This is a genomic window from Microbacterium sp. NPDC055910, from assembly GCF_042271185.1.
Taxonomy (GTDB): Bacteria; Actinomycetota; Actinomycetes; order Actinomycetales; family Microbacteriaceae; genus Microbacterium.
Map to the genome: position 1 here is coordinate 74106 of NZ_JBHJZS010000001.1, position 13134 is coordinate 87239.

The following is a 13134-nucleotide window of genomic DNA, read 5'->3' on the forward strand; positions in this document are numbered from 1 at the left end:
ATGCTCTACCAATACGCAGCGATGATCTCGACCTCCAAGAACTGCGACTTGCCCGACTCCTCCAATGGCTCGGTCACCGAAGTGGAACCTGACGACCACGGCCACAATGCGAACCGCGTCCGCGCGCTATCGCGAAGCGAAGCCTTGACGTCGTCAAGGACGTTTGCGGCGCCGGAGAAAATCGCCTGGTCGATTGATCTGAACAGCTGTGTCTGTTCAACAAGGGATAAGCGCTCGACGGCGACGTCGAAGGAATCTCGCACTGTGGCGATGCTGTTCGCGTCAACCGTGGGATCCACGTGTGCGGACATCGCGGTCACATACCAGTCAAACAGCTCGTAAGACGGTGGCCGATTCTGCTTGCCGCGCTGGTGCCCCGTGCGAAGCGCGCCGAGAAACATCGGCCCAAGCGCATCAACCGTGGCAGCGAGTTCATCATTGATCGTTCGCAGGATCGTCCCGACATACGAGCTCGCAGGTCGCGCGGAGAGAGAGGGCGATACTACCCGGCAAAGGATCCTGAACCGGTGATCCTGGAACAGAGTCCGGCCCGGATCACCCCAGAACCACTGTGGCTGGACAACACTCTCAATTACGATCCCGTCGCGCGGCGGTGCGGCCACAAGCCACTGGACGCCCTCGATCTCTTCAATGGTTAGGTTCGGTCGATGGCCCACAACCGGGATTGCATCCCCGTTCAGCTTGTCAATTAGGTCAGTTAGCGGCCGCGTGGTCTTGAAGATCTCTCGTTGCTCCAGCGACAAGAACGTCGGATACGCCTCCATGACGTCCGTTACGGCGACCATCGCCGTCCGTACGCGGAAGATGTCGGCAGCGGACACGTCCGACTCGATCTCGAAAAGATCTCCGCGCCGGACATCAGCTACGGGAATACCCTGCTTCCATCGCCGGAGCGCCTTGCTCTCCCGCCGGGCGATCGCCTCACGCTGTCGTTGACTCAGCTCCGCGGGATCGAGTCCATGAATCGCAAAGCGACTCATGTTGCGCTGGCGAAATCTTGCGAACGCCGATTGAGCGACGGACTTGCGGAGCTCCTGCACCTGCCTGCCGCGCACGCTCTTCAGACTCGGAGAAAAGCTGGCCTGCTCGAAAAGGCCGTCGGCAGTCGTCGCTGACACTCCAACCTCGGTCGAACGCGAACTAGTGCGAGTGCTCTCAACGAGAATTTCTCCGTCGACGGACGCCAGGAGGCTCTCAACACTGACTTCGTCGAGATAAACAAACTCACGAATTGCGGGCTGAATCGCCCGACGCCACCAGAGCCAGCCCAATTACATACCCCTCGTCTTGACCGAATCGTTGGCCCGCAGCACAACGGAATGCTGATCCCGTGCTCGCTCATAGCCGCGCACAATGTCTTCCAGGGTGAGGTCCGATCTGCCCTCGGCCGTGCGCCACCCGTCAGCTTCAGTCCAGATCAGCGCCAACTCGGCGGGCGACCACCCATTGCTCGAGGCCGCGAGCCACGGTAGACAGGCAGGATCACCTATCTGCACCGTCACAGCCTGCGCGTGGAGGATCTCGAGCCGCCCCTGAAGGGTGGGAAGCCTGAACTCGACGGGAAAATCGAACCGCCCCGGCCGCAGGAACGCTGGATCTACGTCCTCCAATCGATTCGTGGCAGCGATCACGAAGGGCTTGGTCGCATAGGCGGCGCCGTCCATGAGGGACAGCAGTTGTCCGACCTGTCGATTGATGGCCTCGTGCACGTCAGGACCTCTGCGCGAGCCGATGGTGTCGAATTCATCGATGAAGATAATCGACCGCGGCTTCTCGCGCGCAAGGCTGAACAGTGACCGGAACGCACGTTCGGTAGAGCCAAGGTACTTATCCATCAGTTCCGGTCCATTGACAGTGATCAGATCAGAGCCGAGTGATTTCGCGACTGTCCGCGCAAGGTGGGTCTTTCCTGTCCCCGGAGGTCCGAAGAACACCGCGCCAGCTGGGGGCTTGGGTCGATCACTGCGGCCAACCATCTCAGCTCGAGACCTGAAGTTGGCTTCAAGCAGCCGGATCAGTTCGTCGACTGTCTCGCGCATGCCCCCGTATTCGGCAGCGGCCTGTGGCTCTGCGGTGTACGACTCCACGTTGAACGGCGAAATGACCTCGTCGATCTGGATGATCACTGCCGACTCCTCATCAGTGAGCGGACACCAACGTTGTTGTGTGTCGTCGAAGACGTATCCAGCATCGACGCGGGGTTCGACGACGTCCTCGACCCCGAGTGCCCGGATCGCCCCAGCAAACTCCATCAAGATTCGTTCGTCACCGATGTGCTTGAGAGTCCCGACGTTCCGAGCTGTCCGCGGCCACACTGTATCGGGCGGTGCACCAAGGAGATTGCCCGAGCGCATTCCGACGCTGACAAGCGAGCCCTCATCGCCTGGCAGGTCGTCTACCGAATAGTGGACCATGCCGCCGCTCACGAGTTCTACCCATGCTTCGTCAGCGTCAACATCCACTGAGATCACGCGACCCAGTGTGAACAGCTCTGGCTCAGTCAACCACGCCTCCCCTGCGGCAGAACTCGACTCTATCGGGGCCCACCCACCCTCTATCGCTCATCGCTCCGCGAACTCCACGAGCCTCAACTTCGAGCACGAGCGACACCGTGGGAGTCATCGGGATCATTCTTCGAGAGGTGGTCTCGCGATATCCGGTCAGTCTTCATGCCATGTTTCGGGAGGGACCCGATCCTCAACCCTTTCCTATGCTGAGACCTATGCTGCACACGCCCTTGCACTATGCGCTCGGGGAGCCCCCTGGACCGCTCACCGAACAGATGATCGATGCCGTGGTCGCTCAAGGAATCGAAGAAAGCGACGCGCTCGATTGGAAGAAGGCGCTCCCTCCGCAGAAGGAGTTCCGCGATTCCGATTACGTCAAGGACATCGCCGCGTTCGCAAACGCCGGCGGCGGAGTCTTGGTCTTTGGCTTAACTGAGACCAACAAGGCCGCTGATGGGCGGCACGATGCCGGAGAGCTTACAGAGAACTACGAGCGCACCATCCGGCAGGTATGCATGACCGCGATTACCCCGCCGGTCTTTGGGGTCCAAGCGATTGCAGTTCCATCCTCGAACGGCAATCGTGCCGTTGCGCTCGTGATTCCGGCGAGTCCCGATGGGCCGCACCTGGTATACCGCGGTGACACTTTCGGAGCACCACTCCGCACCGGGGCCGATACCCACTGGATGAAAGAGCCGCAGATCGAGGCGGCGTACCGAGCACGCTTCGAGGGGGCACGGCGGGGCGAGCAAGCGCTGCAACAGATCTACGACGATATGGCGACCGCCGTCGGAACCGGAGATCGCGCTGTGCTTGTGGGCGCGGCACGACCCCGCACTTTGCGACCCCGCACCGAACCCCGAGATCGGGTAACCAACACAGCCAATCGGGCCACCCTAGTGACCCGGTGGTGGCTAAGCGGGCTCACCAAGTACGGTCCTCTCGAGGACGTGGACATCTATCGCCCGCGACCGACGCTGTCGGGGCAGTACCTCCCTCCGGAACGCCCCGACGACAACCGGGAGGCGCACGCTGCGATCTTCGACGATGGTTCAGTCGGGATGTCGTGGCGTGCAGGCGGCCATGAGCACGAGAAGACTGGTAAGCCATACGAGCCCCACGAGGTACCGACGATCGCGATCGAAGGATTCACTGCCGCACTGCTTGCGCTCGTACATGCCGTCGCTGCCGATACACCCGCTGGCGACTACGAGATCCTCCTCGGCGTCGAGTTCGAGAACGCGACCAGCACCTCGCCTGAGTTTCACGAACGAGGAGCGGCGCCCCCGCACGGAGTCCACCGCACCCTCAGCGGGCAGTTCCGCCCTGTGCACACCACTGTCGACCCCTCAACAGACGACAGCACTTTTATTCTTGCCGCCGTCGACCTCGCAACCGCCGCGCTGAATCAGGTCGGGATCCAGAAGCCCACGATCCTGAGCGCCTCGCTCCCGCGGCGGCCGCACGAATGGGACTGGTGAGCGGGGCCCAACTCGGGTGCATCGCCGACTAGCCACTCAGCATCGGAGCGCCTCCCTCTAAATCGCGGACACGGAGTGCGGCATCGCCATCCAAGCCGGCAGGCTCGCCACCCGTCCGCGTAGCGAGGTCGAGTTTCCCTGTGCGCGTCCCACCCGCGGCAGCGATCGGGCGGCGCCCGAAAGCCGGTCGTTCACCGAGCAGCAGCGATGGGATGTGAAGGCCAGGTGGAGGCCCAAGGCGGCGCCCCAGTTCTAGAACAGCGCTGACAGCTGAGATTCGTGAATTCGCCGAGGATGCTCGCGAGACCCGCTCGACAGAATGCTCGCTCGCCCTCCGCTATCCGCGCGCTGGCGATCACCCTCTTGCCGAACCAATCAGGCGATAGAAGAAAGTGATGCACGCAGGCACTTTCTGTGTAACCCGTGACGTGATCAGCATAAGCGCGTAGTCTGACGGTGTGCGCGGCGGCCTCGAGCGGTGGAAGAGGGGTGTCGAATCTCACGGGGTTCGGCAGGCGATCTCTTACGCGCTGAAGGGCACCTGCGATTCCCACCTGCGAGCCACAACGGGCGCCGACGCGCTCACCGCGTATGGTGATGCCGGCGCCGTCGGGGTCTCGCGGTTCGTCGTCGAGGACGGTGCCATCTCGATGGACCTGCTGGACGAGTCGGCGTTGCGGCGGTGGGTGGACGGGTGTGATCCAGTGTTGGGGGAGCGGCGGGGTCGTGATCTGCAGCTGCCGTCCGCGGATCTGCTGCTGGATGGGACGATCAACGCACCGAAGTCGTTCAGCGTCGCCGCTGTGTTGGATGCGGATCTCGCGGTGGAGTTCGAAGCGCTCCAGGATCGGCTGCGTGATCGGATCATTCTGACCTGGCAGCGGGAATTGAACGCGCGTCGCGGTGCCGGCGGCCGGATCCGTGAGGATCTCGCGCGCGTGGAAGTAGTCGAGCTGCAGCACCGCCGTTCCCGTGCGCTGGACCCGCACATCCACCGGCACTTGTGGCTGAATGTGAAGGTCCAGGGTCGGGATGGGCAATGGTCGAACGTCGACTCCCGGGTGGCGATGAAGCTGCACACGCTGATCAACGCAGAGGGAGAACTCGCCGCCCGCACAGACCCGACATGGCTTGCTGCTCTCGCCCGCCACGGGTTCACCCTCGATGGTGCTGGGGAGATCGCCGAGTTGTCGCATGCGGTTCGTCCACTCTCGCGCAGGTCGACACAGATCGAAGCAAACCGGGCCATGCTGCTGTCCCAGTGGCGGGAGGAGCACCCGGGTGAGAACCCGAGCGTGGATGTCATCCAGCAGGTGGATCGCCTTGCGTGGGCGATGGGTCGCCCGCAGAAACCACACGACATCGACGAAGCCGAATGGGAACGCCTCATCCGGGACGAACTCACCGCGATCGACCGCCGCATCCTGATCCCCCGCCCGCCTGTCCGGATGCGGGCGACGCGGATCAAGGAACTCAACCTGGAACTGCTCGCAGCGACGGCGATCGTGGAAGCCGACGACCGCTCCACGGCCACGGGCGGCCGGTTCAGCCTCCTGGACGTTCGAGCCGGCGCCCTCCGTGCCCTCGCCGCATCCGGTGTCATCGCGGACCGGGACGAGCTGGACCCGGTCGCTGACCGGATCGTGGACCTTGCTCTCACCCACACGATCGATCTCCTCGACGGCGCCGCTGCGCCTGATCACGTCAAAGCGCTGATGGCCACCGCGACCGCAGTACTCAAGGTTGACCTCGCCGCTCGCCTCGAGCGAATCACCCGCTCGGGCACCCGCTGCACGCACCAGGAAATCGCTCGTATCGCGGACACGGTCCTCCCCGACGCCGTGTCACTGAACGCGGAGCAAGCCGAGGCGGCGGGGGAGATCGCTGGGACGGACCGGCTGGTAACGATCACCGGACCTGCGGGGACGGGGAAGACGACGATGCTGCGGGTGGCGATGGCCGCGCTGATGGATCAGGGGCGGCGGATGGTGGTGGTCGCGCCGACGAAGAAGGCTGCGACGGTCGCCGGGACCGAGATCGGGGCGACCGCGTCGAGCCTGCACGCCCTCCTCGCCGACCACGGTTGGCGATGGGGCACCGACCCTGCCGGCGCACAATCCTGGACCCGATTAGAACGAGGTGACCCCGACCCCGCACGGCCCGGCGTCATCTATGAGGGGCCCCGGCGTTACCTGTTGCGGGCGGGGGATCGGATCGTTGTGGACGAAGCGGGGATGGTCGACCTGCAGACCGCGAACGCCCTCGCCGACGTCGTAGCCTCCACGGGGGCTGGGATCGTGATGGTTGGCGACGACCTCCAAGCGACCCCTGTCGGTCACGCCGGCGCGATGGCCATCGCCACCCGCTGCGCCACCGCGACCGTCGAGCTGAGTGCTGTGCACCGCTTCCACGACCAGGACTACGCCGCCCTTACTCTTCGTATGCGGCGCCCCACTTCCGCCGACGACGCGCTCGACATTGCATGTGCCCTGCACGGGGGAGGTCATGTGCGGCTGGCGCCCGATGAGGCGACCGCCCGTGAGGCGATGGTGGACGCCTACTTCCGCCACAGCGCCAAGAAGCAGCGGGTGGCGTTGGTGACGGGAACCAACGACGAAGCCGCGGCGGTCAATGAAGCGATCCAGGAACGCCGCGTCACAGACGGGGACCTCTCTGCCCGGCGGCTCGCCGTCGGGCAGGGCGAGCAGCGCTTGCTGGAAGGCGACGTCGTGCAAACCCGCCGTAACGACCATCGCACCGATGTCGAAAACCGGGCCCTGTGGAGAATCAGCCGCATCACCAGCGACAACCTCGAACTCGTCAGCGTTCACCACTCAGGTATGACCCGCACCGTCGATCGCGCCTACGCCGCCGAGCATGTGCACCTTGCGTACGCGTCGACCGTGCACGGCATTCAAGGTGAGACCGCCGACGTATCCATCGTCGGACCCGGCGTGAACGCCGCCGGCCTCTACGTCGGGATGACCCGCGGCCGCTATGTCAACGAAGCCATCCTCATCAGCCACCACCGCGACGCCGCACTCGACGCTCTGGCTTCGACCATGCTCCGCGGCACACCCGAGGTGACAATCGATGAATCCCGCCGCGCTGCGCACAGTGAACTGCACCGTGCAGCCCACCCTCCGCAAGGGCCCGGCGCGTCTCCGCACGCGCCGGACCACTCATCTGAGAACGACGGGCTGAATCACCTCGCCAGCCTCGACCGATGGATCGCTGAGGCCACCCGCGGGCTGCAGCATCTCGATGCTCGCGCGGCCTCGGCCGACGCCGCCGGACACGCCCGCGGGCCTTCGGCGCCGCTGGCGGTGGGGACTCGTCGGGCGCGACTCGCTGAGCGGCTGCATGCGCGCCGTGTTCAACGCGACCGCATCGCCCAGGAGATGGCCCCGCTGCACGCGCGTGAGCCAGCGTATGCGACGGTCGCCGTCAGCGCGCCACTTCATACGCCCGCCGCGCCGAGCGAAAGCCATGGCCTGTCGCGGTGACGTGGGTGCGGGAGGTCAGGAGTACTGACGGTGGACGTGCCAGTCGTGCTCGGTGCGGAAGACGTCGAATACGAATGTGTCCCCGTTCTCGGCTGTCGCCTGGAACCGCCACCCGTACAGACCGTGCGTCGGAACGTCCATCGTCCATACGCTCTTCCGCAGGCGGGTCGGGACATCCGTGACGCGCCAGCGCCGACCGGCATAGAACATCCGCTCAGGGATATCGTTCGCCATCCACAACGTCAGATCGTGTTCGATTTTCTGCGTTTCCATGGTCCCCAAGATTAGAACACAAGTGCGACACTCGGTAGTGTCGTCGTTCGTGAAGGGAGGGCAGGTTCGGTGGGAACGAATCATCGGTATGCGGACAGGGTCGACGCGCAGATGAACGACCGAATCCTGCAGCGCGTCGCGGAACAACACCCCCTGCAGTCCCTCACTGCCGACGAACGTCAAGAAGATCGATTGCCGGTCACGCGAGACCCGAAGCCTCGCGCGTGTCGCGCGTGGGTGCGGTTCGGTCCGCACGCGGTCCAGGTGGACGGCGTTGTCGTTGTCTGGAACGACGTTGCGTGCGGCGTCCAGTTCACCGTCGCAGGCAACGGGTACCGCTGCTGGGTCTGGTCGAATGCGGTGACCCTCGCATCCGCCTGAGAAGGAGAGAAGCTCCCACTGGCCGGGCCTCTCCCGGTGGGCACCTCTCGAGCGACCGCTGGCGGCTATTGGTCGTCGAACCACTCCGGCTTGACGACGGCGTGACCGATGGCAGTTTCGATCTGCTCGATAGTGACGCCAGATTCCAACGCCGCGAAGATGGCGTCATCGAGCGCATGATGAGCGTGCTCCAGCGCCGAATCAACGAACGACCCTGCCGTTACGGGCCATGGCCGCGGCACTTTGTCGAAAGCGTCATCGATTGCATTCGCAGCGGACGCGACATGAACCACTAACGAGAGCATGAGCGCGGCGTCCACAGAGACAATTTACGCCGAAGCCGCGGTCGAAGGTACACGCGGGACCGCCGCCGATCTAGCGTTCTGCGGGCGACGGTGCGGGCGTGAACCTGATGGTGGCCTTGCGTGGCTCGGCGAGCACGTTCACACTGGCCACCTCCGCGCGAACATCAAACGTCCATGCTTGGCAGATACCGGCAGCGCGAGGCAATGTCTGGACGGTGTACAGGTCGTCGGCGTGGCCGGTAACCAGAACGAGGTAGCGCCCCTGATCGTCCTGACACCCATCGACGCGTGCGACGCTGGTGATCTCCGCCCATGCGGCAGCGTCGAGCGGTGTGAGGTAGGCAACCTGGCCAACCTCGGGAGGCGGCACCGTGTCCTCCGCGCTATCAGCAGGATTGCTGGTCGCGAACATGAAACAGGTGGCGCCGAGCGCGGTTGCGGAGATCGCGATGACCATGACAGGCCCGACCAATCGCCGTTGCGTTTGGTTGAACCCGTCGTAGTTCAGAAGCCGCGTGGCCCACGCCCGCAGTTGCTCAAGAAAGACCACAGCATCCTGGTGAACCTTGGTGGCTGCTGTCTTATTCGATCCGACCGCGTCGCGCGCCTGCTGCTCAGTGAACGCGACGGCCTCCTCTCGTCTAGCGATCTCCTGCTGGAGTAGTTCCACGGTCGGGTATGCCGCGGGGAGGAACTCGCCCACGGCAGCTCTGCGCAGGTCTCGCCGGGTTTGCTGGCTGATGCGCGACAACGATGTGTACATTGGCAGCGTTGCGCGGATCAGGAGAACGATGGTGAGGGTCACCCCGCCTATTCCGACCAGCGCCGACGCGAGAGCAAACCACATTTGCGAGTTGTCTTCGAGGTTGCCCCACTCGAAGTTCAGCCCTTTGAGCGCAGGTATCCCGCCGAAGATGGCCACGCCGACGGCGCCGATCGCCCCCGCACCCCACTTCGCGGCCTCACGAGATGTTGTGATCGCCTCCCGCCAGCGGTCCGGGGGCACCTCCACACTGGGCTTGCCTTCGAGTGTGCTCATGCCCAGTCGCCGAGCTCGTCACCATCTACTCTGCGGTGCGGGGCGTTGTCCGGGGGAAAGCCTGGCAAATCACCCACGGGCACCCAGATGCCGTTTTGGAAGACGTACTCCACGCCGTTTCGGGTCATGCGTTCGCCGAGACTTGGGCCTGCAGAGTTATCGGTCATGTGATGCCCCCAGTGATTCAGCTGATCGCCGAATTCTTGGACCGCATCTTCCACCCTCAACCGAGGCCGGTCAAGAGGGGCGTCGCGGCGAGGCGCACCTCGCATCCACGCGGGATCAGGGCGCCGTACAGCGACATGTGCGTACCTCGAGGTGCGGTCGACCGCTGGCGGGGACTTCGCGCAGGAGGCGTACACATGCGGAGCGGGCGGGAGTACAGTGACTCTCGCCCGCTCCTGTTGTTGGGTCAGCGTGCAAGTGTGGCGCCGGTCTGATTCACCGGCGTGCTGGTCGGCCCCGTCGTGTATGCGGCGGGGCCGTCAGCTTTTGGGCTGCGCTGAACGGTGACGCCCTGGAATTTCAGGGACGCGCCGACGTTGTCCGCGACGATGTCGCGGGTCTCCCGGGTCTGCCCAGTTTCCTTGTCGACGTAGGTCCCGAACCGTAGGTCCCCGGCGACGAGGACCGCGTCGCCTTTGCGGAGCGAGTCAGCGACGTTGCGGGACTGTTTGTTGAACACGACGATGCGGTGAAAGACGGTGCCGGCGTCTTCCCACAGTCCGGTGGTGTCGTTGAGGCGTCGGTCGTTGACGGCGACGGTGAACCGCGCGTATTCGTTGCCGGTGTCGCTGGCGCCGTGTTCGGGGTCGCCGGTGAGGTTTCCCTCGATGGTGACCGGGATTCTGGTTGTCATCCTTCTTCCTTCCGTTGTGAGGCACCGGTGTCGGTGTCTCGGTGGGCGTGGCCGGTGGTGGTCCACGCAGCCCATTCCTTCTCGTCGGTGACGTTCGTCCAGGAGCGGGGGCGGGTGGCTTGGTGGCCGTTGTTGCACCCGCCGCCGTACGCGCGGGTGAGGCGGGGGTGGGCGAGGGTGAGGTGTTCGTGGAATCCAACCGGTCCGTACCCGGTGTCGGAACTGTCGAAGGAGACGGTGTGTGCGGTGTGCAGGGCGGAGAGTTCTTCCACGAGCGCCCCGTGTTGCCACCAGCAGTTCGGGATGACGCTGTGCGGGACGTGGTAGCGGACGGTGAACCACTCCACCCACGCCCGAAGCGCCGCCCACTCCACCGGGGCTCCCTCATCGGTGAGGGTGCGCCAATTCACCACGTGCGCCGCGATCGCAGCAGACGTCCCGCCACGCTGTCGGGCGTCGAGGGCGAGGTCGTCGGCGAGCATCCCGTCGTAGTCGACGTCCGGGTTGTACCCCTTCACGACACCACCCCCTCCCCGTAGCGCTGGAGCTTGGATCGCAGGGCGGTGAGGGCGAGGGCGGTGGCGTCGCGGCGGGTGCGGTGGCGGGACAGGACGGGGTCGCGGTCGATGAGCCGGTGCAGCAGTTCGTGGCATCCCCGATGCAACGCCACCAGATCCTCGTCCCGCTCCGCGGCAACCCACCTGCCGTTCTGGATGGTGACGCCGGCGTAGTCGACGTGGTGCAGCTCGAGCTCACGCTTCGACGCGACACCCCCGCACGCCGCGCACGCGAGCTCCCCTGTGCTGCGGAGCCGGTCGGTGAACCAGCGGTCCCGGCGGGCGAACCACGCCCTCGAGCGGAGGTAATCGCGTTGGTACCCGGCGTCGCGGGGCTTGCGGCGATTGCTCATTCGTCCCTCACCACCTCAACCGCCTCGACCTCAGCCGCCGGCTCCTCAGGAGAAGCCTTGTTCTCGGCTGAGGGAGTCGTCGGGGTGGTGTGGGTGTGGAAGACGGCTTGTTGTTCGCGTTCGGTGTCGGCTTTGCCGGTGCGGATGGTGCGGGCGTCGGCGCGTTCGTCCCATCCGGTGAGGTCCAGGAGTACGCCGCGGCGGTTCCGGTAGGCGAGGAGGCCGAGGTTTTGGGGCATGCGGCGGATCTCATCGACCGACATGAGGGGGAGGCGTTCGTTGTGTTCGCTGGTGGAGTGCCCGCTCTCCCTCGTCGTCCACGACCTCTGTGTGCGGCGGGTGTCTCTCGTGCCGAGAAGCGCTTCGACATCGCGCAGGTGATCGACGTGCGATGCGCCGCCGAGGAGGACTTTCGCGGTGGCGGCAGCCCAGATGGTGTCCGCTTCTGCTTTGGACCAGGACGTTTCTGCTTGGGAGAGGGCCTGCAACACGACGAAGGTGCAGATGCCGCGCCCACCACCGTCGGCCATGGTGCGGGGCAGGTTTCCCCACCGGAACATGTTGGCGATCTCATCCAGAATCAACCCCAACGGCAACGGCAACCGCGACCCGGGGGAGGCGAGCGCGGTGGTGCGGGCGACCTCCACGACGTCATCCATCAGCGCCGATAACCATCCGCCCATCGCGGCGGCACCGGAGGAGGACCCGATGAGGTAGAGGGTGTTGGGGGCGGTGAGGAACTCGCCCGGGCGGAAGATCGGGTCGCCGGAGCGGGGCATGAGGGAGTCGCGGATCTGCGGGACGGCGAGCGGGGCGACGGCGCCTTGGACACCGAACCAGATGGAGGAGACGAGCTTCTCATCCCCACTGATCGTCGCCTCCAGGCTGTCTCCCCACCCCGGTGCCCCATCACCGCGGAGAATGTCCACCGCCCCGCGGGCAAGGGCAGAGGAGGATCCCCAGTCGTAGATGTCGGCGATTGTTCTGCCGCCGACAGCGGCGGCGTGAAGGAGGCGGCCGAGGACGACACCGGAGGCTTGCGCCCATTCCTGGTTCGTGGACGAGGATCCGAGGGCGGTGCCGGTGATGATCGCGGCGCCACGTTGCATCGCCACCAGCGGGTCTTCGCACCCGGTGATGGGGGACACCCGGAGGGGGTGGCGGATGCCGGAGAGGCCTTGCGGGTCGAACACGTGCACGTCCCCGCGGGCCTGGCGGGGCCGCATGGTGGCGGTGAGGTTGTCGTTCGTAGTCGAGGTCGTGATGAGCGGCCCGGTCCAGTCGAGGATCGCGGAGATCAGAACCCGGTATCCCTTTCCGGAGCGGGGTGGGCCTTCCAGAGCGACGGAGTCTTCGATGGACACGTACACGTCCATCCCCCGCGACCGTCCGACCCGCCACCCGACATCCGCGGGCACCGCCCGCCCCGCCCCTGGCCGCAGCTGGGATGCCCTGCGGAGCACGGCTTTCGCGGAGAGGTGCTGGCGGATCTCCGACCCGGCCGCGAACCCCGGCCGGGTGCGCAAATCCGAGACGAACGCCCGGTCCGAGTGCTGGTAGCGGCGCACCGCCGTGATGACCACGACCGCCAGGGCGATGATGAGGAGCAGGGCGGTGAGGTCGGCGACCCGGATCTGCCACACCGGCAACTCACACCCCGCCGGAGCCGTATAAGTGGTGGGGTCCCCGGTCAGGGCAAGCCCAATGCCGGAGAACAGGCCCGTCGGGGTCGGGCGGGCACCGCACAGGGCCTGGGTGATTACTTCAGCGAGGAACGCGGTGGCCAGGGTGAGGACGATCCCTGCGGCCGCTGCGCCGGCGAGGATCTTCACAAGCAGCCCGTCACTCATCG

11 protein-coding genes are annotated in these 13134 nt (G+C 65.3%); 2 read left to right on the plus strand and 9 right to left on the minus strand.

Annotated elements, in window-relative coordinates:
* Positions 1-5 precede the first annotated feature (5 nt).
* Positions 6-1292 (minus strand): hypothetical protein, encoded by a 1287-nt coding sequence (locus ACFC3F_RS00360; protein WP_376125129.1) that lies wholly within the window; start codon positions 1290-1292, stop codon positions 6-8.
* Positions 1293-2492: an ATP-binding protein gene (locus tag ACFC3F_RS00365; protein WP_376125132.1), complete on the minus strand. Its 1200-nt coding sequence runs from the start codon at positions 2490-2492 to the stop codon at positions 1293-1295. It lies immediately after the preceding gene.
* Positions 2493-2743: 251 nt separating this feature from the next.
* Between ACFC3F_RS00365 and ACFC3F_RS00370 the strand changes: the two genes are divergently transcribed.
* Both ACFC3F_RS00370 and ACFC3F_RS00375 read left to right on the plus strand, forming a co-directional pair.
* Positions 2744-4009 carry a helix-turn-helix domain-containing protein gene (locus ACFC3F_RS00370; protein ID WP_376125134.1) on the plus strand — a complete coding sequence of 422 codons (1266 nt, stop codon included), beginning with the start codon at positions 2744-2746 and terminating at the stop codon, positions 4007-4009.
* A gap of 458 nt (positions 4010-4467) precedes the next feature.
* Positions 4468-7515 (plus strand): AAA family ATPase, encoded by a 3048-nt coding sequence (locus tag ACFC3F_RS00375; RefSeq protein ID WP_376125137.1) that lies wholly within the window; start codon positions 4468-4470, stop codon positions 7513-7515.
* Positions 7516-7530: 15 nt separating this feature from the next.
* Here ACFC3F_RS00375 and ACFC3F_RS00380 read toward each other — a convergent pair whose 3' ends face one another.
* The 7 genes from ACFC3F_RS00380 to ACFC3F_RS00410 form a co-directional block, all read right to left on the minus strand.
* A complete protein-coding gene (locus ACFC3F_RS00380; RefSeq protein WP_376125139.1) occupies positions 7531-7788 on the minus strand; it encodes a hypothetical protein in 258 nt (85 codons plus the stop codon).
* A 446-nt stretch (positions 7789-8234) separates the two neighbouring features.
* Positions 8235-8489, minus strand: coding sequence for a hypothetical protein (locus ACFC3F_RS00385; RefSeq protein ID WP_376125142.1), 255 nt, complete (start codon positions 8487-8489; stop codon positions 8235-8237).
* A gap of 55 nt (positions 8490-8544) precedes the next feature.
* Complete coding sequence (locus tag ACFC3F_RS00390) at positions 8545-9513, minus strand: hypothetical protein (RefSeq protein WP_376125144.1); 969 nt, start codon at positions 9511-9513, stop codon at positions 8545-8547.
* Positions 9514-9925: 412 nt separating this feature from the next.
* A complete protein-coding gene (locus ACFC3F_RS00395) occupies positions 9926-10372 on the minus strand; it encodes a single-stranded DNA-binding protein (RefSeq protein ID WP_376125147.1) in 447 nt (148 codons plus the stop codon).
* Positions 10369-10890, minus strand: a complete 522-nt coding sequence (locus ACFC3F_RS00400) for a hypothetical protein (protein WP_376125149.1) — start codon at positions 10888-10890, stop codon at positions 10369-10371. Before ACFC3F_RS00400 ends, ACFC3F_RS00395 begins: the two co-directional genes overlap by 4 nt.
* Positions 10887-11282, minus strand: a complete 396-nt coding sequence (locus ACFC3F_RS00405) for a hypothetical protein (protein ID WP_376125152.1) — start codon at positions 11280-11282, stop codon at positions 10887-10889. The genes ACFC3F_RS00400 and ACFC3F_RS00405 overlap by 4 nt, the downstream gene beginning before the upstream one ends.
* Positions 11279-13132: a type IV secretory system conjugative DNA transfer family protein gene (locus tag ACFC3F_RS00410; protein ID WP_376125155.1), complete on the minus strand. Its 1854-nt coding sequence runs from the start codon at positions 13130-13132 to the stop codon at positions 11279-11281. The genes ACFC3F_RS00405 and ACFC3F_RS00410 overlap by 4 nt, the downstream gene beginning before the upstream one ends.
* Positions 13133-13134 lie beyond the last annotated feature (2 nt).

Excerpts from the sequence above, each read along its gene's own strand:
- ACFC3F_RS00410 (WP_376125155.1), bottom strand. The coding sequence starts at position 13,132 with ATGAGTGACGGGCTGCTTGTGAAGATCCTCGCCGGCGCAGCGGCCGCA.
- ACFC3F_RS00395 (WP_376125147.1), bottom strand. The coding sequence starts at position 10,372 with ATGACAACCAGAATCCCGGTCACCATCGAGGGAAACCTCACCGGCGAC.
- ACFC3F_RS00370 (WP_376125134.1), top strand. The coding sequence starts at position 2,744 with ATGCTGCACACGCCCTTGCACTATGCGCTCGGGGAGCCCCCTGGACCG.
- ACFC3F_RS00380 (WP_376125139.1), bottom strand. The coding sequence starts at position 7,788 with ATGGAAACGCAGAAAATCGAACACGATCTGACGTTGTGGATGGCGAAC.
- ACFC3F_RS00390 (WP_376125144.1), bottom strand. The coding sequence starts at position 9,513 with ATGAGCACACTCGAAGGCAAGCCCAGTGTGGAGGTGCCCCCGGACCGC.
- ACFC3F_RS00405 (WP_376125152.1), bottom strand. The coding sequence starts at position 11,282 with ATGAGCAATCGCCGCAAGCCCCGCGACGCCGGGTACCAACGCGATTAC.